General features: G+C 71.0%; 16 protein-coding genes and 3 pseudogenes. 15 read left to right on the top strand and 4 right to left on the bottom strand.

Translation table 11 applies throughout. From position 1 onward, the window contains the following. The first annotated feature begins 56 nt into the window (after positions 1–56). The 9 genes and pseudogenes from B1L07_14975 (at position 57) to B1L07_14935 (ending at position 11,386) form a co-directional block, all read left to right on the top strand. Complete coding sequence (locus B1L07_14975) at positions 57–422, top strand: hypothetical protein (GenBank protein ID AUZ56173.1); 366 nt, start codon at positions 57–59, stop codon at positions 420–422. Then, positions 419–1,945 carry a glycosyl transferase gene (locus tag B1L07_14970; GenBank protein AUZ56172.1) on the top strand — a complete coding sequence of 509 codons (1,527 nt, stop codon included), beginning with the start codon at positions 419–421 and terminating at the stop codon, positions 1,943–1,945. Before B1L07_14975 ends, B1L07_14970 begins: the two co-directional genes overlap by 4 nt. 617 nt (positions 1,946–2,562) lie before the next feature. Further along, positions 2,563–3,240 (top strand): annotated as a pseudogene (locus tag B1L07_14965) (hypothetical protein). Positions 3,241–3,256: 16 nt separating this feature from the next. Beyond that, positions 3,257–5,629 carry a hypothetical protein gene (locus B1L07_14960; protein ID AUZ56171.1) on the top strand — a complete coding sequence of 791 codons (2,373 nt, stop codon included), beginning with the start codon at positions 3,257–3,259 and terminating at the stop codon, positions 5,627–5,629. A 5-nt stretch (positions 5,630–5,634) separates the two neighbouring features. Continuing rightward, a complete protein-coding gene (locus B1L07_14955) occupies positions 5,635–6,570 on the top strand; it encodes a hypothetical protein (GenBank protein ID AUZ56630.1) in 936 nt (311 codons plus the stop codon). A 56-nt stretch (positions 6,571–6,626) separates the two neighbouring features. Continuing rightward, a pseudogene (locus tag B1L07_14950) lies at positions 6,627–7,057 on the top strand (aminoacyl-tRNA hydrolase). A gap of 3 nt (positions 7,058–7,060) precedes the next feature. Then, positions 7,061–7,678: an acyltransferase gene (locus tag B1L07_14945; protein AUZ56170.1), complete on the top strand. Its 618-nt coding sequence runs from the start codon at positions 7,061–7,063 to the stop codon at positions 7,676–7,678. A 3-nt stretch (positions 7,679–7,681) separates the two neighbouring features. Next, entirely contained in the window at positions 7,682–9,118 is a 1,437-nt protein-coding gene (locus B1L07_14940) for a deoxyribodipyrimidine photolyase (protein ID AUZ56169.1), read from the top strand. 111 nt (positions 9,119–9,229) lie between these two features. Continuing rightward, positions 9,230–11,386 carry a dipeptidyl carboxypeptidase II gene (locus B1L07_14935; protein AUZ56168.1) on the top strand — a complete coding sequence of 719 codons (2,157 nt, stop codon included), beginning with the start codon at positions 9,230–9,232 and terminating at the stop codon, positions 11,384–11,386. 79 nt (positions 11,387–11,465) lie between these two features. Here the strand turns inward: B1L07_14935 and B1L07_14930 are convergent, their stop codons facing one another. Continuing rightward, positions 11,466–11,687, bottom strand: a complete 222-nt coding sequence (locus tag B1L07_14930; GenBank protein ID AUZ56167.1) for a hypothetical protein — start codon at positions 11,685–11,687, stop codon at positions 11,466–11,468. Beyond that, positions 11,674–12,171, bottom strand: a complete 498-nt coding sequence (locus B1L07_14925) for a hypothetical protein (GenBank protein ID AUZ56166.1) — start codon at positions 12,169–12,171, stop codon at positions 11,674–11,676. The genes B1L07_14930 and B1L07_14925 overlap by 14 nt, the downstream gene beginning before the upstream one ends. Positions 12,172–12,336: 165 nt before the next feature. On the opposite strand from B1L07_14925, the gene B1L07_14920 reads away from it, so the two are divergent. From B1L07_14920 to B1L07_14905, 4 genes are all read left to right on the top strand, one after another. Further along, entirely contained in the window at positions 12,337–12,966 is a 630-nt protein-coding gene (locus B1L07_14920; GenBank protein ID AUZ56165.1) for a signal peptidase I, read from the top strand. Between the two features lie 288 nt (positions 12,967–13,254). Continuing rightward, on the top strand, positions 13,255–14,034 hold the full coding sequence (locus B1L07_14915; GenBank protein ID AUZ56629.1) for a transcriptional regulator LldR: 780 nt from the start codon (positions 13,255–13,257) through the stop codon (positions 14,032–14,034). Further along, entirely contained in the window at positions 14,031–15,170 is a 1,140-nt protein-coding gene (gene lldD, locus B1L07_14910; GenBank protein AUZ56164.1) for an alpha-hydroxy-acid oxidizing enzyme, read from the top strand. The genes B1L07_14915 and lldD overlap by 4 nt, the downstream gene beginning before the upstream one ends. After that, positions 15,167–16,864, top strand: coding sequence for a D-lactate dehydrogenase (locus B1L07_14905; protein AUZ56163.1), 1,698 nt, complete (start codon positions 15,167–15,169; stop codon positions 16,862–16,864). Before lldD ends, B1L07_14905 begins: the two co-directional genes overlap by 4 nt. Positions 16,865–16,941: 77 nt before the next feature. Here B1L07_14905 and B1L07_14900 read toward each other — a convergent pair. Together B1L07_14900 and B1L07_14895 are read right to left on the bottom strand one after the other, a co-directional pair. After that, a pseudogene (locus B1L07_14900) lies at positions 16,942–19,025 on the bottom strand (S9 family peptidase). 86 nt (positions 19,026–19,111) lie between these two features. Beyond that, on the bottom strand, positions 19,112–20,080 hold the full coding sequence (locus tag B1L07_14895) for a LysR family transcriptional regulator (GenBank protein AUZ56162.1): 969 nt from the start codon (positions 20,078–20,080) through the stop codon (positions 19,112–19,114). Positions 20,081–20,188: 108 nt separating this feature from the next. Here B1L07_14895 and B1L07_14890 point away from each other — a divergent pair, with 108 nt between their 5' ends. Together B1L07_14890 and B1L07_14885 are read left to right on the top strand one after the other, a co-directional pair. Next, entirely contained in the window at positions 20,189–21,829 is a 1,641-nt protein-coding gene (locus tag B1L07_14890; protein ID AUZ56161.1) for a malate synthase A, read from the top strand. 53 nt (positions 21,830–21,882) lie between these two features. Then, positions 21,883–23,214, top strand: a complete 1,332-nt coding sequence (locus B1L07_14885) for an isocitrate lyase (GenBank protein AUZ56160.1) — start codon at positions 21,883–21,885, stop codon at positions 23,212–23,214. Positions 23,215–23,248: the final 34 nt, after the last annotated feature.

The following is a 23,248-nucleotide window of genomic DNA, read 5'->3' as shown; positions in this document are numbered from 1 at the left end:
ACGGCCGCCACCCTGGTGCGCCTGCTGGCGCGCATCGCCCCGCGCAGGCGGCCGGGGTGGTGCGGCAGCTGCTCGACGCGCAGGTGGACGACCACGTCATCTCGGTGTGCCTGCAGCTGCTCAATGACCCGCAGGACCGCGAGCGGGCCAAGCGCTTCCTCGATTCGCCGCGCTGGCACGTACGCATGCACGCGGCCGCGGCGCTCGGGCGCATGGGCGAGCCGGGCGACCGCGGCCTGCTGGAACCGCTGCTGGCGGACAGTGTCTGGTGGGTGCGCTACCGCACCGCGCAGGCGTTGCTGGCGCTGCCCGGCGCGGGCCAGCAGGCGCTGCTGCAGATCAAGGAGCGGCTGGCCGACGCCTATGGCCGCGACATCATCGACCACGTGCTGTCCGAGCACCGCCTGGGGATCAAGGCATGAACACCTACTGGCAGATGGTCCTCGATCATTTCTACCAGGTGCCGTGGGTGCACCTGATGGTCTCGCTGCAATGGTTCTTCATGGCCTACTTCGTGGCCATCAACCTGGCGTACCTGGTACTGAACTACATCTCGGCGTACCAGATCGTGCGCTACATGCGCGAGCACCGCGCCAACTACCTGCCGGAGGCGCTGCGCGAGTACCAGCCGCCGGTGAGCGTGCTGCTGCCGGCGCACAACGAGGAAAAATCGGTGGTGTCCTCGGTGCGCTCGCTGCTCAAGACCTGCTACCCGGACTACGAGATCGTGGTGATCAACGACGGCTCCACCGACGGTACCCGCGAGGCGCTGATCCAGGCGTTCGGCCTGGTGATGGTGCCCGAGGCCTACCGCGCGCGGCTGAAGACCGAGGCGGTGAAGGGCGTCTACGCGTCGCCGACCCATCCGCGCGTGCGCATGGTGGACAAGGCCAACGGCGGCAAGGCCGATGCGATCAACGCCGGCATCAACTGCGCGCGCTATCCGCTGTTCTGCGTGATGGATGCCGACAGCATCCTGCAGCCGGAGAGCCTGTCGCGGGTGGTGCGGCCGTTCCTCGAGGACCGCCGGGTGGTGGCCAGCGGTGGCGTGGTGCGCGTGCTCAACGGCTGCACCGTCAGCGACGGGCAGCTGTCGCGGATCGGCCTGCCCGACCGCTGGCTGCCCAGCTTCCAGTTGGTCGAGTACCTGCGCGCGTTCCTGTTCGGGCGCGTGGGCTGGTCGCCGATGAACGCGCTGCTGATCATCTCCGGCGCGTTCGGGGTGTTCTACAAGGAGCGCGTGGTCGCGGTCGGCGGCTACCGCGCCGACACCGTGGGCGAGGACATGGACCTGGTAGTGCGCATGCACCGCAGCCTGCGCAGGGAAGGCCGCGACTACCGCATCGTGTTCGTGCCCGACCCGGTGTGCTGGACCGAGGTGCCGGCCGACCTGAAGTCGCTGCGCAGCCAGCGCATGCGCTGGCAGTACGGCCTGGCCGAAAGCCTGTGGTCGAACCTGTCGCTGATGTTCAACCGCCGCGGCGGCGTCGTCGGCTGGATCGCCTTCCCGTTCATGCTGCTGTTCGAGTTCTTCGGGCCGGCGATCGAGGTCATCGGCTACGTGGCGATGATCTCGCTGGCCATCCTCGGCCTGGTGCCGCTGGATGTGTTCCTGGTGTTCCTGGTCGCGGCGGTGGGCATGGGCGTGCTGCTGTCGGTCAACGCCATGCTGCTGGAGGAGCTCTCCTTCGGCCTGTATGCGCGCCCGCGCCAGCAACTGCGGCTGTTCGTGGTGGCGGTGCTGGAGAACTTCGGCTACCGCCAGATCAACTCGCTGTGGCGCCTGGCCGGCACCGTCAACTGGCTGCTGCGGCCGCGCAAGCGCCATGGCTGGGGCCGTATCCAGCGCGACGGCTCCTGGCAGCAGCTGCCGGAAGACGACCTGCCGCCGGCCGCGGTGCCGGCAGGCCCCCTCCGCCCGGACCGTGGCGGACCCACCCCGTGACCAACAGGAACATTCCCGTGGCCGAGTCATCGCGTTTCCAATCCACCCACCGGTTGCTGGCGCAGGGCCTGGCATTGGCGTTGGCCGTCATGGCCGGCCCGGCGCTGGCGCAGGACGGCGCGCCGGACAGCCTCACCGCGCAGATGGCGCAGATCCGCGGCCTGGCCACCGGCGGGCAGCGCGCCGAGGCGATCGAGCGCTACACCGCGCTGCTGGCCGAACACCCCGGCAACGGCGACCTGCTGCTGGCGCGCGGCCGCACCTATGCCTGGGACGGCCAGTACGCGGCCGCCGAGGCGGACCTGGGCACCGTGGTACGCACCAGCCCCGGCTACGCCGACGCGTGGTCGGCACTGGGCGACCTGTACCGCTGGAGCGACCGCCCGCAGCAGGCCGTGGACGCCTACGCGAACTGGGTGGAACTGGCGCCGCAGGACCCGCAGGCGCGGATCGCGCGTGGCCGTGCGCTGCGCGACGCCGGCCAGCCGGCGGCGGCGCGCGCCGACTTCGATGCCGCGCTGGCGATGGGTGCGGACCCGGCCGAGGTCGATTCGCTGCGGCAGAGCCTGCTGCCGCGCACGGCCAACCCCGACGCGATGATCGCCGGCGGCTACAGGTGGGGCGCCAATGCCGGTTGGGACCACACCGGCTTCAGTGGCGGGCGGCAGAGCTGGAACGACGCCAACCTGACGCTGCGCCGCTACTTCGAGCGTGGTTCGCTGGGCCTGGAACTGCTGCGCGCCGACCATTTCGGCCGCAACGACACCGCCTGGGCGCTGGATGGCTACGTGCCGTTGTGGACCCGCGCCTACGCCAACCTGCGCTACCAGCAGGGGCCGTCGGCCGGCGTGCTGCCGAAGCAGGCCTGGCGCGCCGAGGTGTTCCAGGGCGTGGGCAGTGGCTGGGAGCTGTCGGCCAGCGTCGACCACCTGCGCTTCTCCGGCAACACCGAGTTCTACGGCATCGGCGTGGGCCGCTACGTCGGCAACTGGTATGGCCGCTACAAACTGCAGCACGTGCCGGGCGTGGGCTCGGGCAGCTGGAGCCACCGGGTGCTGCTGCGCAACTACTACCGCGGCGATGCGGACGACTACTGGGAGGTGAACGCCGGCACCGGCCGCAGCACCGACATGGACCGTTTCGGCACCGTGGTGCGCAACAGCAATGCCGCGGTCGGTGTTGCCTGGATGCACTATTTCGCGCCGCACTGGGGCCTCAAGCTCGGCGCCGGCTATGCAGACGACGACGGTGGCTTTGCCGAGAAGCGGCTGTCGCTGTCGGTCTATTCGCGCTGGTGACGGGAGTGCATCGATGAACACCGGACGCCAGGGCAGTGCGTACCCGCGGTTCTCCTCCGGCTTCCGGGCGCTGCTGCTGGCGCAGTGCGTACTGGTCGCGGCCAGCGTGATCGGCGGCAGCGCCGGCATGGCGTGGAGCAGCGGGGAAAAGTGGACGGTCGCCGGGGTCGCGCTGGCGCAGGCGCTGCTGGTGCTGTTGCGCACGGTGCCGGTACTGCTGCTGCTGTCGCTGCCGCTGCTGGCGCTGCGGCGGCCGCTGCTGCGCGCGGTGGCGGTGGCCGTGCCCTGGTCGCTGCTGATCATCGTGCAGGGCATGCTCGACCAGTACTACCAGGTGGCGCGCGTGCCGCTGGGCGCGGACCTGTTCGGCTACAGCCTGGCCGAAATACGCACCGCGCTTGGCGACGGGGCGCCGCTGGATGCCGGCACCGTGCTGGCCATCGGCCTGCCGCTGCTGGCGCTGTGGGCCGGGCTGTGGTGGTGGGTGCGGCGCGATGCGCGTGGCTCGGTGCTGTGGACCACGCTGCTGCTGGTGGCCGGGTTGCTGGCCTGGCTGGTACCGCTGCCGGCCGGCGCCGCGGCACTGAAGGACGAACCGGCGCGCGGACTGGCCAGCAACAAGCTGGCCTGGTTCGGCGCCGACGTATGGCGATGGCAGGACAGTGCCGCGCCTGCCGCGGCCGGCGGCGCGGGCGCGGCCGCCGACCCCGGCGAGCCGGCGCTGGATCCGCACTACCCGTTCCTGCACGACGAACGCACGCCGGACACGCTCGGTCCCTGGTTCTCGCCCACCGCCGACGGCCGCCCGCCGAACGTGGTGGTCATCGTGGTGGAGGGGCTGGGGCGCTCGTTCTCCGGCCCGGAGGCCACGCTGGGCAGCTTCACCCCGTTCCTCGACGAGCTGGCGACGCGCAGCCTGTACTTCGACAATTTCCTGGCCAACCAGGGCCGTACCTTCGGCGTGCTGCCCAGCCTGCTGGGCTCGGCGCCGTTCGCCGACCAGGGGTTCACCGCGCTGGGCGACCGCATGCCGCCGCATCCGGGCCTGTTCAGCGTGCTCGGCCAGCAGGGCTACCACACCGCCTTCTACAACGGCACCGACACCGGCTTCGACAACGAGAGCGGTTACATGCGCCTGCAGCAGGTGCAGACGCTGGTGGACATGAACTCCTTCGGTCCGGGCTACGCGCGCAACCCGTTCAGTACCTGGGGCTACCCGGACAAGGAGCTGGTGTCGCGGGTGCTGGCCGACAGTGGCCGCCTGCAGCCGCCGTTCCTGCTGGCGATGCAGACCATCACCATGCACACCAGCTACCGCTTCCCCGGCCAGGACGCCTACCGCGCGCAGTTCGCCCAGCGCCTGGCCCAGCTGCGGATTCCCGAGGCGCAGCTGCCGTCCTACCAGGCGCAGGCGGACATCTACAGCAGCATCCTCTACACCGACGACCAGCTGCGCCGCTACTTCGACGAAGTGGCCAAAGCGCCGTGGTATGCCAACACCGTGTTCCTGATCACCGGCGACCATCGCCTGCCGGAAATCCCGATGGGCGAGCACGTCGATCGCTACCACGTGCCGCTGATCATCTTCTCGCCGCTGCTCAAGCGCGCCGCGCGCATCCGCGCGGTTTCGTCGCAGCTGGACGTGACGCCGTCGCTGCTGGCCCTGTTGTCGAACACCTATGGGCTGAAGCGGCCGGCGCGGACGCCGTGGCTCGGCACCGGCCTGGACATGGCCGACACGTTCCGCAACATCCACGCGCTGCCGCTGAAGCAGACCAAGACCAGCGCGGTGGAGTACCTGGCCGACCGCTGGTGGCTGTACGACGGCAAGCTCTACCAGCTGCAGGAGGGCATGCACCTGGCCGAAGTCGATGATGCGTCGCTGCTGGCGTGGGCCAATGCGCGCCTGCAGCGCTACACGCAGGCCAATGCGAGCTTCATGCAACAGCAGGCGCTGGACCCGGACGCGGCCAGACCGGCGCTGGTGGCCTACCAGGCCGCGCCGCAGATACAGGTGCAGGCACCGGCGGGCCCGGCCATGGCCGGGCTGTCCATGGAATCGGCGCAGGTGGTGCCGGCCGGCAACGGCCTGCGCCTGTCGATGGTGTTCGGCAATGGCGACGGCGCACCCAGCCGCACGTTCGTGCCGCTGGCGGTGCTGACCGCCGCCGACGGCAGCGAACTGCACGAAGTGTACGGCCAGGCGCTGGCCTTGCCCGCGGGCGGACGGCAGCAGGTGCAGCTGCAGCTGCCGCGGCCCGACGCCTGCAGCGCGCGCTGCTATGTCTCCGTGTTTCCGTCCGATCCGGACACCGGCAAGGCCATCGGGCAGGGGCGCTATCGCCTGCCGGTGGACGCGGTCAACGCAACGGGAACCTCGCCGTGACACACCTGCGCATCAGTCTGGGCCTGCTGTTGGTTCTGTGCGTCCTGCCGCTGGCGGCATCCGCCGGTGCCAGCCGCGCGATCTGGACCTGGGAGGCGGAGTCCTACGCGATGGTCGAGGATCCGGCCGTGGCCGAGGAGGCGGTGGCCTACCTCAAGTCGCAGCACATCGACACGGTGTACCTGTACGCCGACGCCTACCGCGGCCGCAACCTCATCGTCGACCAGCCGCAGCTGTACCGTGCCTTCATCGAGCGCCTGCACGGGCAGCGCATGAAGGTGTACGCGCTGCTGGGCTCGGCCTACCTCAACACCGAGAACTACGTGCTGCCGGCCTACCGCGCCGAGGCCGAGGCCATGTTCCGGCGGGTGGTCGAGTACAACGCCGCGGCGCCGGTGGCGGCGCGCTTCGACGGCGTCAACCTCGACATCGAGCCGCACATCCTCGACGAATGGAACGACCAAACCCGCGAGCGCCTGCTGGTCGGCTTCCTGGACATGAGCGACGCGCTGATGCGGATCAAGCGCGCGTCCGGCGCCCAGTTGCAGGTGGGCCCGGCGATCCCGTTCTGGCTGGACGGCATCACCCTGGAATGGAAGGGCAGGGTGCGCCCGGTCAGCGAGCATGCCATCGACACCTACGACTACGTCGCGCTGATGGACTACCGCGACCGCGCCGAGGGCCGCGACAGCATCCTCTCGCACGCGGCCGAGGAGATCGCCTACGCCAACCGCGTCGGCAAGCAGGTGGTGATCGGGCTGGAGGTGTCCTCCAACGACATCGACAAGGTCACCTTCCACGAGGAAGGCCCCAGGGTGTTCGAGCGCGAGGTGCGCAAGGTCGAGCAGGCGCTGGGTGCCGAACCGTCGTTCGCCGGCTTCGCCATCCACCACTACCGAGCGTACCGGCGCTGGGCCGCCCGCGACTGGCCCGACCTGTAGCCCGCGCGGCCGCCGTGCCCCCTCGCGGCGGCCGGCGACGCGCTTACAATGCGCCGATGGTCAGTGAAGCCCTACAGGTCTCGGCGCGGCTGGCGATTCCGGAAGCGGAGATCGTCGAGCGCTTCGTGCGCGCCAGTGGCGCCGGCGGGCAGAACGTGAACAAGGTGTCCAGCGCGGTCGAGCTGCGTTTCGACGTGGCCGGCTCGCCGTCGCTGCCGGAGCCGCTGCGCGCGCGCCTGCTGGCGCGGCGCGACCGGCGGCTCACCGAGGGCGGCGTGCTGGTGATCGACGCGCAGCGCTTCCGTACCCAGGAGCGCAACCGCGCCGATGCGCGCGAGCGCCTGGCGGAGTTCATCCGCGCCGGGATGGTGGTCCCAAGGCGCGGGTCGCGACCAAGCCCACCCACGGCTCCAGGATGCGCCGGCTGGAACAGAAGAAGGAGCGCGCGCAGGTCAAGCGCGGCCGCTCGCAACGCAACTGGGAGTAACGCTTGGACAACCCTTCCTCGCCGGCCCGGGGGCCGGTGGTTCCGCCCGTTCCCGCGAACGTGCCGCACGTGGGCGGCAGCGGCTTCGTGCGCTGGCTCGGGCGCACGGTCCTGCGCCTGGGCGGCTGGCGCGTGGTCGGGCCGATCCCCGACCTGCGCAAGGCCGTGGTCATCGCCGCGCCGCATTCGTCCAACTGGGACGGCCTGTGGGGCCTGGCGGCGAAGATGGCGCTGGGCATCGAGGCGCGCATCCTCGGCAAGGACAAACTGTTCTGGTGGCCGCTGGGCACGGTGCTGCGGCGGCTGGGCGTGGTGCCGCTGGACCGCAGTTCGCCGCAGGGCACGGTGGGGCAGGCGGTGGCGATGATCCAGGGCAGCGAACGCATCTGGTTCGCGCTGGCGCCGGAAGGCACGCGCAAGCCGGTGAAGGAATGGAAGAGCGGCTTCATCCGCATCGCGCGCATGGCGCAGGTGCCGATCGTGCCGGCGTACTTCCACTACCCGGACAAGGTCATCGGCTTCGGCCCGCCGTTCCATACCAGCGGCGACGACAACGCGGACATGGTGGCGGTGCGCCACTGGTACCGGCCGTGGATCGGCCGCAACCGCGGCACGGTGTAGGCCATGGGCATCGCACTGATCTGGCTGCGCGACGACCTGCGCCTGGATGACCACCCGGCGCTGCGTGCGGCGCTGGACCGCGGCCTGCGGCCGCTGCCGGTCTACATCCACGCCCCGCAAGAGGAAGGCGACTGGGCGCCCGGCGCGGCGTCGCGCGCGTGGCGCCGGCGCGCCCTGGCGGCGCTCGCCGAAGAACTGCAGCGGCGCGGTTCGCGGCTGCTGCTGGCGCGCGGGCCGACGCTCGCCACCCTGCAGGCGCTGGCCGCGCGCACCGGTGCCGAGGCGGTGCTGTGGACGCGCCGCTACGAGCCGGCCATCGAGCAGCGCGACGCGCACATCAAGCGCAGCCTGCGCCAGGCCGGCCTGCACGCGGAGAGCTTCAACGGCGCGCTGCTGTTCGAGCCGTGGGAGCTGGCCACCCGCCAGGGCGACCCGTACCGGGTGTTCACCCCGTTCTGGAAATCGGCGCGCGCGCAGTGGCGGCCGCTGTCGACCTGGGATGCGCCGGCACGGCTGCCGTCGGCGGACGTCCCCGGCCTGCCCCCCGGCGAGCGCCTGGACGACCTGCTGCCGGCGCCGGTGCCGGGCTGGGATACGGGCTTCTGGGAGCACTTCACCCCCGGCGAGGCCGGTGCCCGCGCGGCCATGCAGGCGTTCCTCGACGGTGCCGTGCACGGCTACGCGCAGCGCCGTGATTTCGCCGCCGAGGCCGGTACCTCGCGGCTCTCGCCGCACCTGCACCATGGCGAGCTGTCGGTACGCCGGATCGCCGCGGCGGTGCTGGATGCCGGCGATGCCATCGCCGAACCGGACCGCGACCGCTTCCTCGCCGAGCTGGGCTGGCGCGAGTTCGCCCACCACGTGCTGCACCACTACCCGCGGGTGCCGGAGCACAACCTCGACCCGCGCTTCGACGATTTCCCGTGGGCGGCGGCCGACGAGCCGCGGCTGGAGGCGTGGCGGCGCGGGCGCACCGGGGTGCCGATCGTCGATGCCGGGATGCGCGAGCTGTGGCATACCGGCTGGATGCACAACCGCGTGCGCATGGTGGTGGCCAGCTGGCTGACCAAGCACCTGCGCCAGCACTGGCTGCACGGCGCGCGCTGGTTCTGGGACACGCTGCTGGATGCCAACCTGGCCAACAACACCCAGGGCTGGCAGTGGACCGCCGGCACCGGCGCCGACGCCGCACCGTATTTCCGCGTGTTCAACCCGGTCAGCCAGGCGCGCCGGTTCGACCCGGAGGGCGCCTATGTCGCGCGCTGGGTGCCGGAACTGGCGCGGCTGCCGCTGCCGGCGCGGTTCGCGCCCTGGGAGCACCCGGAGCTGGCCCGCCGGCTGGCGCCGGGCTACCCGGCGCGGCCGCAGGTGGACCTGGCCGCGGGCCGCGCCGATGCACTGGCCGCCTTCGCCGCGCTGCGCGGCGGGCGGACGGGCTGAGCAGCCGGCAGCGGCGGCACACCCAGGCGCCACCACCGGCACATGCCAGCGCGCGGCCGACGGAGTAGGGTGCGTGATCGCACGCATCCCCGTTCCGCAGGAGCACATCACATGTCGCGTACCCTCACTCTGGCCGCCGCCATCAGCCTCGCGCTGGCGGCCTGTTCCGGCAAGGAGTCCACTGCCCCCGTGACCGCCGAAACCGCTACCACCGCGCATCCCGCCGCCGCGTCGACCAACCCGTTCATGAGCGCCAGCACGCTGCCGTTCCAGGCGCCGGCGTTCGACCGCATCAAGGACAGCGACTACCTGCCGGCGTTCGAGGAAGGCATGCGCCAGCAGCTGGCCGAGATCGCCCGGATCACCGCCAACGCCGAGCCGGCCACGTTCGACAACACTTTGCTGCCGCTGGAGAAGTCCGGCGCCATCCTCGACCGCACCAGCCGCGTGTTCTTCGGCGTGGTGCAGGCCGACACCAATCCGGAACGGCAGAAGATCCAGGAACAGGTGATCCCGAAGCTGGCCGCGCACAGCGACGCCATCCACCTGGACCCCAGGCTGTTCGCGCGGGTGAAGGCGGTCTATGACGCGCGCGCCGGCGCCGGGCTGGATCCGGAGCAGCTGCGCGTGGTCGAGGAAACCTACAAGGGCTTCGTCAAGGCCGGCGCCCAGCTCAACGACGCCGACAAGGAAACGCTCAAGCAGTACAACGCCGAGGAAGCCACGCTCGCCAACGACTTCCACAACAAGCTGGTCGCGGCCACCGCCGCCGGCGCGGTGGTGGTCGAGGACAAGGCGAAACTGGCCGGCCTGTCCGACGGCGACATCGCCGCCGCCGGGGAGGCGGCCAAGAGCCGCAAGCTCGACGGCAAGTGGGTGCTGGCGCTGCAGAACACCACCCAGCAGCCGGTGCTGGCCTCGCTGCGCGACCGCGACCTGCGCGCACGGGTGCTGCAGGCGTCGGAGACCCGCACCGAGCAGGGCGACGGCAACGACACCCGCGCGATCATCCAGCGCCTGGCGCAGCTGCGCGCGGCCAAGGCGAAACTGCTGGGCTTCCCCAACTACGCCGCCTACAACCTCGGCGACCAGATGGCGCAGACCCCGGCCAACGCGCTGAAACTGCTGACCGACACCGTGCCGGCGGCCACCGCCAAGGCGCGCGGTGAACTGGCCGAGATCCAGAAGGTCATTGACGCCCAGAACGGCGGCTTCAAGGCCGCGGCCTCGGACTGGGATTTCTATGCCGAGCAGGTACGTAAGGCGAAGTACGACCTGGACGAGGCGCAGATCAAGCCGTACTTCGAGCTCGACAACGTGCTGCAGAACGGCGTGTTCTTCGCCGCCAACCAGCTCTATGGGCTGACCTTCAAGGAACGCAAGGACATCCCGGTCTACCACCCGGATGTGCGCGTGTTCGAGGTCACCGATGCCAACGGCCAGCCGCTGGCGCTGTTCTACGCCGACTTCTACAAGCGCGACAGCAAGTCCGGTGGCGCGTGGATGGACGTGTTCGTCGAGCAGGACGGCCTGGCCGGTACCCGCCCGGTGGTCTACAACGTGTGCAACTTCACCAAGCCCGCCGCCGGGCAACCGGCGCTGCTGAGCTGGGACGACGTCACCACGATGTTCCATGAGTTCGGCCACGCCCTGCACGGCATGTTCTCCAATACGAAGTACCCGAGCGTGGCCGGTACCGCGGTGCCGCGCGATTTCGTCGAGTTCCCGTCGCAGTTCAACGAGCACTGGGCGTCGGACCCGAAGGTGTTCGCCAACTACGCCAAGCACTACCAGAGCGGGGAACCCATGCCGCAGGCGCTGGTGGACCGGATCGCCAGGGCCAGGACCTTCAACCAGGGCTACGCCACCACCGAGTACCTGGCCGCGGCGCTGCTCGACCTGGCCTGGCACACGCAGGGCGCCGATGCCCCGCGGCAGGACGTGGATGCGTTCGAGGCCGCTGCGCTGAAGCAGTACCGGGTCGACCTGCCGCAGGTACCGCCGCGTTACCGCAGCAGCTACTTCGACCACATCTGGGGCGGCGGTTATTCGGCCGGCTACTACGCCTACTTTTGGGCGGAGATGATCGACCATGACGCTTTCGAGTGGTTCAAGGAGCACGGCGGCCTGACCCGCGAGAACGGCCAGGTGTTCCGCGACCGGATCCTGTCCATCGGCAATACCCGCGACCTGGCCACCGCCTACCGCGAGTTCCGCGGCAAGGATCCGAGCGTGGAGCCGCTGCTGAAGCACCGCGGGCTGAAGTAAGCGCTCGATCCGGCGTCCGCCGGCTGGACGAACGGCAGGGGCGACCCTGCCGTTCGTGCCCGTGCCGCCGGCGGCGCGCTCACAGGCGCACCAGCAGCAACAGGCGTACCTGCGCCGGCAGCGCGTCGTGCCGGTGCGCCGCCAACCCGCAGATGTGCTGCAGCAGCGCCTGCGGATCGTCGTCCGGCAGATCGCCGGCGCCGACGCTGACGCCGATCTGGCCCCACCAGCGGGGGTGACCGTCGGCGATGATCTCGTAGCCGGCCGCGTAGTGGCGGGTGCCGCCGTCAGGTGCCGACATGCACCCGCTCACCGGCGTCGTTGCAGGCCAGGTGCTCCAATGCCACCTCCAGCGCCAGCACGTAGCTCTGCGCGCCGCACCCGTGGGCGACCGCAAGGCGGTGGCCCGCGTTTTCCGGCAGCTGCGCTGGGTTGGCATCGGCGGCGGTGTCATGTACTTCGACATAGGCGTTGCGCAGGCGCGGCAACAGCCGCCGCAGCCGCTCGCTTGAGACGCAGGCGCCGGGCGCCAGCAGCACGACGTCGGCCGGGTCGTGGTCGGCAACGCACAGGGCCTCGATGAGTTCCTGTTCGGAGCGGCAGTCGCGCAGGGCCAGCGTGGTGTCGGCGTCGAGCGCACGGCTGACCACCGACTGCAGCACCGCGGCGGGCAGCGGGGCGGGCATGTGGGGCGCGTTGCCGGGCAGGTCGGGCCCGCGCAGCAGGAAGACCGACTGCGGCCTGTGGGCCGGCGCGGGGGTGGGGTGCAGGCAGGGACGAGGCATGATGGCTGGATGTCAGGCGCGGGAAGCGCGGTGACGCCACGATGCGCCGCCGGCGCGTAAAACCGCCATGCAGCCAGGCCGCTGGCGGCGTAAACAATGCGTAGCTTCGGGAACTTGCCGGTCGCCGCCGGGGTCGCATGCGGCAGTATCCGGAGGGAGCGCGCCATGCATGTCGATTCGTCCGCCCGTCCCGGCCACGTGCCACGGAGGCCGTGGCAGTGGCTGCGCAGGGAGGCGCCGCCGCTGGCGCTGATGCTGCTGTTGCTGTGCGCCGCGCGCGACACGCTGGCCAATCACTACCAGGTGCCCAGCGGCTCGATGCAGCCCACGCTGCAGCCCGGTGACCGGGTCATGGTGGACATGCGCGCGTACGGGCTGCGCCTGCCGTTCACCGGACTGCGCCTGCTCGATACCGGCCACCCGCGGCGCGGCGACGTCGCCGTGTTCGACTCGCCGGTCGATGGCACGCGGCTAATCAAGCGCGTGGTGGCGGTGGCGGGCGACCGGGTGGAACTGCACGACGGCTACCTGCGCATCAACGGCCAGCGGCTGAGCCGCGTGCCGCGCCAGGAGCGCTTCGGCGAGCGGCAGGTGACGCTGGACCTGGCAGCCGGCGGAGGCCCCGACATCGACGGCATCCTCATCCCCGCCGGCAAGCTGCTGGTGCTCGGCGATCACCGCGGCAACAGCCTCGATGGCCGCTTCTTCGGCCTGGTGGATGCCGACGCGGTGTATGGCAGGGCGCGGGCGGTGTACTGGCGGCGGGGCAGCGGCCCGGCCTGGCGGCCGCTGTAGCAGGTGCCGACGCGTTTCTGCATCAGAATTGGTCTGTCCAATACATGGGCGCTGCCATGATTTAATGGGCTCTTCGCGGGGCCCGTCCCTGCCGTGCGGCCCGGAACCGGCAGATATGGATCATTTGGTAATACCAATCGTGACCGTGGCGGGGCCGGCAAGACAGCGCAGGCCGCGTGCGACCGGAGTGGACATGGAGCATTCGTCACAGCGCCATGGGCGGGCGCGCCGTGCCGGGGTGCCGCGCCCGGCCGCCTGCGCGCGGCCCGGGGAGCGGCGCCGGTGAACGTGCCGCGCCGCCCGCCACAGCGGGTGTCGGACAGGGTCGCCGAACAACTGCAAGCGCTGGTGCGCGAGCGGCGGCTGCGGCCCGGCGACCGGCTGCCGGCCGAGCGCCTGCTGGCGGCGCAGCTGGGCGTATCGCGCACCGCGCTGCGCGAGGCCATCGCCCGCCTGGGCAGCCAGGGCCTGCTGGTCGCGCGCGTGGGCGGCGGCACCTTCGTGGCCGAACCGGCGGCACGCGCGCGGCAGGCCATCGAAGAGCCGCTGGCGCCGTACCTGCCGCTGTTCCAGGGCGACCCGGAGTACCGCTTCGACGTGCTGGAGATCCGCCATGCGCTGGAAGGCGCCGCGGCTTGGCATGCCGCGCTGCGCGCCACCGCCGAGGACCGCGCGCGCATCGCCGGCGCCTACGCCGCGATGCTGGATGCGCACGGCAGGGACGACCCCGCCGGCGAAGCCCGCGCCGACGCCGACTTCCACCTGTCCATCGCCGAGGCGTCGCACAACCTGGTGCTGCTGCAGGTGATGCGCGGCCTGTTCGACCTGCTGCAGACCAACATCTCGCAGAGCCGCGAGCGGCTGTACACCTCGCCGCGCACCTTCGCGCCGTTGTCCGAGCAGCATCGCCGGATGATGGACGCGGTGCTGGCCGGTGACCCGCAGCGTGCGCGCGCCGCCGCGCTGTCCCACCTGGAGTTCGTGCACACCACGCTGCGCACGCTCGACGAGAACGAGGCCCGGCGCGCGCGGGCCTCGCGCCTGCCTTCCGCCACGGCCGACCCATGATCATCTCCGCTTCCACCGACTACCGCGCGGCCGCACGCCGCCGCCTGCCGCCGTTCCTGTTCCACTACATCGATGGCGGCGCCTACGCCGAGCACACGCTGCGCCGCAACGTGTCCGACCTGGCCGACGTGGCCCTGCGCCAGCGCGTGCTGCGCGACATGGCCGACCTGGGCCTGGAGACCGAGCTGTTCGGCGAAAAGCTGGCGATGCCGGTGGCGCTGGCGCCGGTCGGGCTGACCGGCATGTATGCGCGTCGCGGCGAGGTGCAGGCCGCGCGCGCGGCCGACAGCCGCGGCGTCCCGTTCACCCTGTCCACCGTTTCGGTCTGCCCGATCGAGGAAGTGGCGCCGGCGCTCCGGCGGCCGATGTGGTTCCAGCTGTACGTGCTGCGTGACCGCGGTTTCATGCGCAACGCGCTGGAGCGGGCGCAGGCGGCGGGCGTCACCACCCTGGTGTTCACCGTGGACATGCCGGTGCCGGGCGCGCGCTACCGCGATGCGCATTCGGGCATGAGCGGGCCCAACGCGGCGCTGCGCCGCTACCTGCAGGCCGTGACCCATCCGCGCTGGGCTTTCGACGTGGGCCTGCGCGGGCGGCCGCACGACCTGGGCAACATCTCCGCCTACCGTGGCCACCCGACCGGGCTGGAGGACTACATCGGCTGGCTCGGCAGCAACTTCGACCCGTCGATCTCGTGGAAGGACCTGGAGTGGATCCGTGCGTTCTGGAAGGGGCCGATGCTGATCAAGGGCATCCTCGACCCGGACGACGCGCGCGACGCGGTGAAGTTCGGCGCCGATGGCATCGTCGTGTCCAATCACGGCGGGCGCCAGCTCGACGGCGTGCCGTCCACCGCACGCGCGCTGCCGGCGATCGCCGATGCGGTGCAGGGCGAGCTGAAGATCCTGGCCGATTCGGGCATCCGCAGCGGCCTGGACGTGGTGCGCATGCTCGCCCTCGGCGCCGATGCCGTGCTGCTGGGCCGCGCCTTCGTCTACGCGCTGGCGGCGCGCGGCCAGGCCGGCGTCGCCCACCTGCTGGACCTGGTCGCCAGCGAGATGCGGGTGGCGATGACCCTGACCGGTGCGCGCCGCATTGCCGACATCGGCCGTGATTCGCTGGTGCGGCTGCCGTGAGCGCGGCGCTGCTGGGGCGCCTGCGCGCGGTCGTCGGCCAGCGCCACGTGCTGACCGGCGACCGGGCCACGCGCCGCTTCCGCCGGGGCTACCGCTTCGGCGAGGGCCCGGTGCTGGCGGTGGTGCGGCCGGGCACGCTGCTTGAGCTGTGGCAGGTGCTGCAGGCGGCGGTGCAGGGCGGCGCGGCGATCATCCTGCAGGCGGCCAACACCGGGCTCACCGGTGGCTCCACGCCCGATGGCGATGGCTATGGCCGCCCGGTGGTGCTGGTCAGCACGCTGCGCCTGCACGGCATCCAGCTGCTGGACGGCGGCCGCCAGGTGCTGTGCCTGCCGGGCGCTACCCTCGACCGGCTGGAACAGGTGCTGGCACCGCTCGGGCGCGAGCCGCACTCGGTGATCGGCTCCTCGTGCATCGGCGCCTCGGTGCTGGGCGGCATCTGCAACAACTCCGGCGGCGCGCTGGTGCGGCGCGGGCCGGCCTATACCGAGCTGGCGCTGTTCGCGCAGGTCGATGCCGATGGCCGGCTGCACCTGGTCAACCACCTTGGCATCGCGCTGGGCGACAGCCCGGAGGAGATCCTGACGCGCCTGCAGGCCGGCGACTACACGCCGGCCGACGTCGGCAGTGGTGGCGGCCGCGTGGCCTCCGACCCGCATTACGCCACGCAGGTGCGGCAGGTGGATGCCGGCACCCCGGCGCGCTTCAACGCCGACCCGGCACGGCTGCACGAGGCAGCCGGCTCGGCCGGCAAGCTGGCGGTGTTCGCGGTGCGCCTGGATACCTTCGAGAAGGAGCCGGCCGAGGTCTTCTACATCGGCAGCAACCGCACCGACAGCCTCACCGCGCTGCGGCGCCAGCTGCTCACCGGTTTCGAACGCCTGCCAATCGCCGGCGAGTACATCCACCGCGATGCCTACGACATCGGCGAGCGCTACGGCAAGGACGTGTTCCTGCTGATCGACCGGCTCGGCACCGCGCGCGTGCCGGCTGCCTTCGCCTGCAAAAGCCGGGTCGATGGCTGGTTCGAGCGGCTGGGCCTGCGCGGGGTGAGCGACCGGGTGCTGCAGGTGCTGGCCGGCCTGCTGCCATCGCACCTGCCCAGGCGCATGGGCGAGTTCCGCCTGCGCTACGAACATCATCTGCTGCTGAAGGTGTCCGCGCGCGACGCGGCGCAGACCGGGGCCTGGCTGCGCGGCTTCTTCGACGGCCACGAAGGCGGCTTCTTCCACTGCACCGCGGAGGAGGGACGCAAGGCGTTTTTGCACCGCTTCGCGGTGGCCAGTGCGGCGGTGCGCTACCGCGAAGTGCACCGCGACCGGGTGCAGGACATCGTCGCCCTGGACGTGGCGCTGCGCCGCGACGACCGCGACTGGTTCGAGCGGTTGCCGGCCGGGCTCGACGCGCGCCTGCTGCACAAGCTGTATTACGGCCATTTCCTGTGCCACGTGTTCCACCAGGACTACATCGCGCGCAAGGGCGAAGACCCGCTGGCGATCGAGCATGCGATGTGGGCGCTGCTGGACGCGCGCGGCGCCGAGTACCCGGCCGAACACAATGTCGGCCACCTGTATCCGGCCAAGCCGGCGCTGGCCGCGTTCTACCGGCAGCTCGATCCTGGCAATGTCTTCAATCCGGGCATCGGCCAGACCAGCAAGCGGGCCGGCTGGAAGGGCTGCGACTGCGCGCATTGAGCGCGCCATGCGCCGGGAGGGGCCAATGAGTTGGCGGCCCGGTCACCGCGACCGGGCCGCCCGCAACGCGCACCGCGTCAGCGGCGGATGTCCTGCACGTGGGTGCCGACCGCCTCGGCCAGGCCGGGAACCCCGTCCGCGCCGGTCGGCACGGTGATGCTCGAGCCCTGGAAGTCAGCGCCGATGGGCTGCGCGCGGCCGCCCAGGCACTGCGCCAGGAAACCCTCCGCCACGGCGTTGAACGCCTTGCTGTTCTCCGGGCGCGCAAAGCCATGGCCTTCGTCCGGGAACAGCACGTAGGTGACCGGGATCTTCCGGTCGGTCATGGCCTTGACGATCTGGTCGCTCTCGGCCTGGCGCACGCGCGGGTCGTTCGCGCCCTGGCCGATCAGCAGCGGCCGGCGGATGGCGGACACGCGGGTCAGCGGCGAGCGCTCGGCCAGCAGCTGCTTGCCGGCCGCGGTGCGCGGGTCGCCCACGCGCTTGGCGAACTGCTCGAAGAACGCGGCCCAGTAGGGCGGGATGGTGGACAGCAGGGTGTCCAGGTTCGAGGGGCCGACGATGTCCACGCCGCACTTGAACGTGTCGGGGTGAAGGTCAGCCCGACCAGGGTGGCGTAGCCGCCGTAGCTGCCGCCCATGATCGCCACCTGTTCGCGGGTGGTCACGCCGTTCTTCACCGCCCAGTCCACCGCGTCGATCAGGTCGTCGTGCATCCTGCCGGCCCATTCGCCGTCGCCGGCGTTGGTGAAGGCCTTGCCGAAGCCGGTGGAGCCGCGGTAATTGACCGACAGCACCGCATAGCCGCGGTTGGCCAGCCACTGGTGGTAGGCGTTGTAGCCGTAGTCGTCGCGCGCCCACGGCCCGCCGTGCACCAGCAGCACCATCGGTACCGGGGCATCGGCCTTGCCGTCGCCGTTGGCGTCGGCGCTGCGCGGCAGGCTGAGGTAGCTGACCAGGGTCAGCCCGTCGCGCGAACGGATTTCCTGCGGCCATTGCGGCACCAGCGCCTTGCCCTCCAGCGCCGGGCGCGCGACGAACAGCTTCTCCGGCGTGCCGCCGCGCACATAGCGGTAGTAGGTGACCGGCGACTCGGCGGCGGAGTAGGCCACGATCCAGGTCTTGTCGTCGAGCGTGCGCGAGGTGACGCTGAAGCTGCCCGGGCCGATCGCCTTGAGCTTGTCCAGGTCCGGTGCGATGGCCGGGTCGACCGCCTTCCATTCGTTCTTCAGGTAATTGACCGCCACCGCCTGCGCGCGCTGGGTCATGGGGTCGTCCAGCGCGCTGTCGATATCGGCGCGGGCGTCCTCGTAGACCAGGGTCTTCGCCCCCGTGCCGGTGTCGATGGCATACAGCGCGGCGGTGTCGCGGTCGCGCGAGTCGAAGAAGTAGCGGGTCTTGCCGTCGCTGGTGTAGCCGCCGGGGAAGCTGGTCAGGGAATCGGCGAACGGGATCTGCCCGGTGACCTTCCAGCCGCCCTTGCCATCGGGTTCGAGCAGGTCGTTGCCGCCGTCCTCACGCGCGCGGCTGGCCATGCGCACCTTGAAGTCCGGGTCGGCGATGTAGCCGGCGATCTGCCGGGTGTTCTTCTCCAGCAGCGTGCGCTGCCCGCTGGCCAGGTCCACGCGGTACAGATCGTGCCACTTCGGGTCGCGGTCGTTCATCGCCACCAGCACCGATTCCGGGTGCAGGTGGCTGACGCCGATGACCTCGGCGCGGGTGGCCGGGAAATCGCTCAGGTCGCGCGCCTGGCCGCTGGCCAGGTCCACCGCGAACAGGTGGAAGTTCTCGTCGCCGCCGGTGTCGCGCAGGTACAGCAGGGTGTCGGGACGGTGGCTCCAGAAGTACTGGCGGATGCCACGGGTCTTGTCCGTGGTGACCGCGCGCGCCTTGCTCAGGTCGTCGGCCGGGGCGACCCAGACGTTGAGCACGCCGTCGACCGCGGCGACCCAGCCCAGGTAGCGGCCGTCGGGGCTGATCTGCACGTTGGCACGTTCGGGGTTGCCGAACAGGGCGTCGCGCGGGATCAGCCCGGGCGGCGCGGCGGGCGTGCCGCTGGCGGCCGGTGCGGGCGGGGCGTCGTTGCCGGCCGGCGTGCGGTTGCAGGCGGAAAGGGACAGGGTGAGGGCGAGACTGACAGCGAACAGCAGAGTGCGATCCATGGCAGAGCTCCGGTATGCCGCGCTGGCGGGTGCGGCCACGCTAGCGCGGAACCGCGCCTGCTGCGTTAAGCCGCGCCTGGCGCGGCTCAGCGCTCCGAATGGCCGGTGTCGTCGTACTGGCGCGGGGCGAACAGGTCGGGCCGGATCAATGCGATGAAGGCGCGCGCCTGCGGCGACAGCACCTTGCCGCGGCGCACCGTCACCCCGTAGCTGCGCGTGGGGAAATAACGCGTCATCGGGCGGATCGCCAGGCGTTCGCGGTCGGCGTCGTTGAGGCACAGCGCGGTGACGATGGAAATGCCCATGCCCATGGCCACGTACTGCTTGATCACCTCCCAGCCGCCGACCTCCAGCGCCACGGTGTACGGCACGCGGTGGCGCTGGAACACCAGGTCCACCAGCCGCCAGGTGATCTGCCGCTTGGGCGGCAGGATCAGGGGGAACGCCGACAGGTCCTCCAGGGTGATCTCGCGCCTGCCGGCCAGCGGGTGCCCGCGCGGGGTGATCAGCACCTGCTCGAAGTCGTAGACCGGCGCGTAGCTCAGGTCGCCCGGCACATCCAGCATCGAGCCCACGGCGAGGTCGGCGGCATCGCCGCGCAGCAGTTCGGTGCCGTCGGCGCTGATCGCGTCCTGCAGCACCAGGCGCACGTCGGGGTGGCGCTGGCGGAACGCCTCGACGATCTTCGGCAGCAGGTACAGGATCGTCGAGGTGTTGGCCGCGACGGTCAGTTCCCCGGCATCCAGGCCGCGGACCTTGTCGCGGAAGCTGGCTTCCAGCCCGTCCAGGCTCTCCACCAGCGGCTGCGCCATCTCGTACAGCAGCTGGCCCTCGCGGCTGGGCACCAGGCGCCGGCCGCTGCGCTCGAACAGCACCACCCCCAGCTCCCGCTCCAGCGCCTGCAACTGCAGGCTCACCGCCGGCTGGCTGACGAACAGCGCCTCCGAAGCACGCGACACCGAGCCCAGGCGGACCGTCTGGCAGAACGCGCGCAGCGGTTTGAGCCGGTCGGACTTGTAGGAAAAACGCGGGTTTGCGGGCGTCTTCGGCGTCATTTCGGCTGATTATTAGCACAACTTATGTTGGGTATTGCAAAAACTGTTTTGATAAATAAGTGACCCCGGCGGCACGGTGGAGTCCCCCGACACCCGCAGGGTTCCGCCATGTCCGCCGTCGCCACCTCTGTCCCGTCCACGCCCGCCCGCCCGACGCCGGGCATCACCGTGGCCGCCCGGCTCGCCGGCCAGGCGGAACTGCTGCCGGCCGGGGTGCTGGCGCTGCTGGTGTCGCTGCACCGGGCGGTGGAGCCCGAGCGCCAGGCGCGGCTGGCGGCGCGGCGCCAGCGCCAGGCGTTCTTCGACCAGGGCGGGCTGCCGGATTTCCGCGCCGACACCGCGCACCTGCGCCAGGGCGACTGGACGGTGGCGCCGATCCCGGCCGCGCTGCAGGACCGCCGCGTCGAGATCACCGGCCCGACCGACCCGAAGATGGTCATCAACGCGCTGAATTCCGGCGCGCGGGTGTTCATGGCCGATTTCGAGGATTCGACTTCGCCGACCTGGCGCAACCTGCTGGCCGGCCAGCAGGCGCTGATCGGCGCGGTGCGCGGCGACCTGGAGTACACCGCGCCGGCGGCGGCCGACGGCACGCCCGGCAAGCACTACACGCTGCGGCCGTTCGCCGAGCAGGCGGTGCTGATCGTGCGCCCGCGCGGCTGGCACCTGGACGAGAAGCACGTGCTGGTCGACGGCCAGCCGATCGCCGGCGGCCTGTTCGACGCGGCGCTGTTCGCCTTCCACAACGCCCGTGCGCTGATGCGCCGCGACCGCGGCCCGTACTTCTACCTGCCCAAGCTGCAGTCGATGGAGGAGGCGGCGCTGTGGGAAACCGCGCTGGCGCACATCGAGGGCATGCTCGGCCTGCCGCACGGGCAGATCAAGGTCACGGTGCTGATCGAGACGCTGCCGGCGGTGTTCGAGATGGACGAGATCCTGCACGCGCTGCGCGGGCGCGTCGTCGGCCTGAACTGCGGCCGCTGGGACTACATCTTCTCCTACCTGAAGACCTTCCGCCGGCATGCCGACAAGGTGCTGCCCGAGCGCGGCCAGGTGACCATGACCCAGCCGTTCCTGAAGGCGTATTCGGAACTGCTGATCCAGACCTGCCACCGCCGCGGCGCGCATGCGATGGGCGGCATGGCCGCGCAGATCCCGATCAACCACGACCCGGCCGCCAACGAGCAGGCCATGGCGCGGGTGCGCGCGGACAAGCTGCGCGAGGTCAGCGCCGGCCACGACGGCACCTGGGTGGCGCACCCGGCGTTGATCCCGGTGGCGCGCGCGATCTTCGACGAGCACATGCCCGGCCCCAACCAGCACCACGTGCTGCGCCGCGACGTGCACGTCACCCGCGACGAGCTGGTGGCCCCCTGCGCCGGCACCATCACCCGCGCCGGGTTCGAGAACAGCGTGGAAGTGTGCGTGCGCTACATGGCCGCATGGCTGGACGGCAACGGCTGCGTGCCGATCCACAACCTGATGGAGGACGCCGCCACCGCCGAGATCAGCCGCAGCCAGCTCTGGCAGTGGCTGCACGCCGGCAACCAGCACCTGGACGACGGCACCGCCATCGACGGCGCGCTGCTCGACGCCACCCTGCGCGCGCTGCCCGCGCGCCTGGGCGACACCGCCGCGCTGCCCGGCGGCGGCCGCATCGCCCAGGCCATCGACCTGCTCGACACGCTCAGCCGCGCCGACGAGCTGGCCGAGTTCCTGACCCTGCCCGCCTACCGGCAGATCGACTGAGCCCCCCGCTGCCATTCCCCCTTTCCGCACGCCCGCCCCCAAGGAGTTCCACCATGAGCACCTACACGCAACAGATCGACGCCCTGCAGCACGACTGGGACAGCGACCCGCGCTGGGCCGGCGTGCGCCGCCCGTACAGCGCCGCCGACGTGGTGCGCCTGCGCGGCACCGTGCAGCCCGAGCACACCCTGGCCCGGCGCGGCGCCGAACGGTTGTGGAAACTGCTCAACGGCGATGCCCGGAAGGGCTACGTCAACGCGTTCGGCGCGATCAGCGCCGGCCAGGCGATGCAGCAGGCCAAGGCCGGGCTGGAAGCGGTGTACCTGTCCGGCTGGCAGGTGGCCGCCGACGGCAACACCTCCGAGACCATGTACCCGGACCAGTCGCTGTACGCCTACGACTCGGTGCCGACCATGGTCCGCCGCATCAACAACACCTTCCAGCGCGCCGACGAGATCCAGTGGAAGAACATCGTCGACGGCAAGCTCAAGGCCGAGGACGCCATCGACTTCTTCCTGCCGATCGTGGCCGACGGCGAGGCCGGTTTCGGCGGCGTGCTCAACGCCTACGAACTGATGAAGAACATGATCGTGGCCGGTGCCGCGGGCGTGCACTTCGAGGACCAGCTGGCGGCGGTGAAGAAGTGCGGCCACATGGGCGGCAAGGTGCTGGTGCCCACCCAGGAGGCGATCCAGAAGCTGGTCGCCGCGCGCCTGGCGGCCGACGTGCTGGGGGTGCCGACGATCGTGCTGGCGCGCACCGATGCCGAGGCCGCCAACCTGCTGACCAGCGACTTCGACCCCAACGACGCGCCGTTCGTCACCGGCGAGCGCACCGCCGAGGGCTTCTACCGGGTGCGCAACGGGCTGGAGCAGTCGATCAGCCGCGGCGTGGCCTACGCGCCGTATGCCGACCTGGTGTGGTGCGAGACCGGCACCCCGGACCTGGGCTTCGCCCGCGAGTTCGCCCAGGCGGTGCATGCGGCCAGCCCCGGCAAGCTGCTGTCCTACAACTGCTCGCCGTCGTTCAACTGGAAGAAGAACCTGGACGACCGCACCATCGCCCGCTTCCAGGACGAACTGTCGGCACTGGGCTACAAGTACCAGTTCATCACCCTGGCCGGCATCCACATCAACTGGTTCAACACCTTCAAGTTCGCCCACGACTACGCCCGTGGCGAAGGCATGCGCCACTACGTGGAGCAGGTGCAGGAGCCGGAGTTCGCCGCCCGCGGCCAGGGCTACACCTTCGTCTCGCACCAGCAGGAAGTGGGCGCCGGCTACTTCGACGACGTGACCACGGTGATCCAGGGCGGCGCCTCCAGCGTCACCGCGCTCACCGGGTCCACCGAGGAGGCCCAGTTCCAGGCCGGCAAGGCCGCCTGAACGGCGTTTTCGATACGTTTTCAGCAGCCGGGGT

Origin of the sequence: Stenotrophomonas acidaminiphila (assembly GCA_002951995.1) — a bacterium.
Classification (GTDB): Bacteria; Pseudomonadota; Gammaproteobacteria; order Xanthomonadales; family Xanthomonadaceae; genus Stenotrophomonas; species Stenotrophomonas acidaminiphila_A.
Note: the sequence above shows the minus strand (reverse complement) of the source record. Positions and strands in the feature narration are given on the sequence as shown.

Bases quoted from the DNA above. Each gene is read 5' to 3' on its own strand.
- B1L07_14970 (AUZ56172.1), top strand. From the start codon at position 419: ATGAACACCTACTGGCAGATGGTCCTCGATCATTTCTACCAGGTGCCG.
- B1L07_14960 (AUZ56171.1), top strand. From the start codon at position 3,257: ATGAACACCGGACGCCAGGGCAGTGCGTACCCGCGGTTCTCCTCCGGC.
- B1L07_14940 (AUZ56169.1), top strand. From the start codon at position 7,682: ATGGGCATCGCACTGATCTGGCTGCGCGACGACCTGCGCCTGGATGAC.
- B1L07_14935 (AUZ56168.1), top strand. From the start codon at position 9,230: ATGTCGCGTACCCTCACTCTGGCCGCCGCCATCAGCCTCGCGCTGGCG.
- B1L07_14930 (AUZ56167.1), bottom strand. From the start codon at position 11,687: ATGTCGGCACCTGACGGCGGCACCCGCCACTACGCGGCCGGCTACGAG.
- B1L07_14925 (AUZ56166.1), bottom strand. From the start codon at position 12,171: ATGCCTCGTCCCTGCCTGCACCCCACCCCCGCGCCGGCCCACAGGCCG.
- B1L07_14920 (AUZ56165.1), top strand. From the start codon at position 12,337: ATGCATGTCGATTCGTCCGCCCGTCCCGGCCACGTGCCACGGAGGCCG.
- lldD (AUZ56164.1), top strand. From the start codon at position 14,031: ATGATCATCTCCGCTTCCACCGACTACCGCGCGGCCGCACGCCGCCGC.
- B1L07_14895 (AUZ56162.1), bottom strand. From the start codon at position 20,080: ATGACGCCGAAGACGCCCGCAAACCCGCGTTTTTCCTACAAGTCCGAC.
- B1L07_14890 (AUZ56161.1), top strand. From the start codon at position 20,189: ATGTCCGCCGTCGCCACCTCTGTCCCGTCCACGCCCGCCCGCCCGACG.
- B1L07_14885 (AUZ56160.1), top strand. From the start codon at position 21,883: ATGAGCACCTACACGCAACAGATCGACGCCCTGCAGCACGACTGGGAC.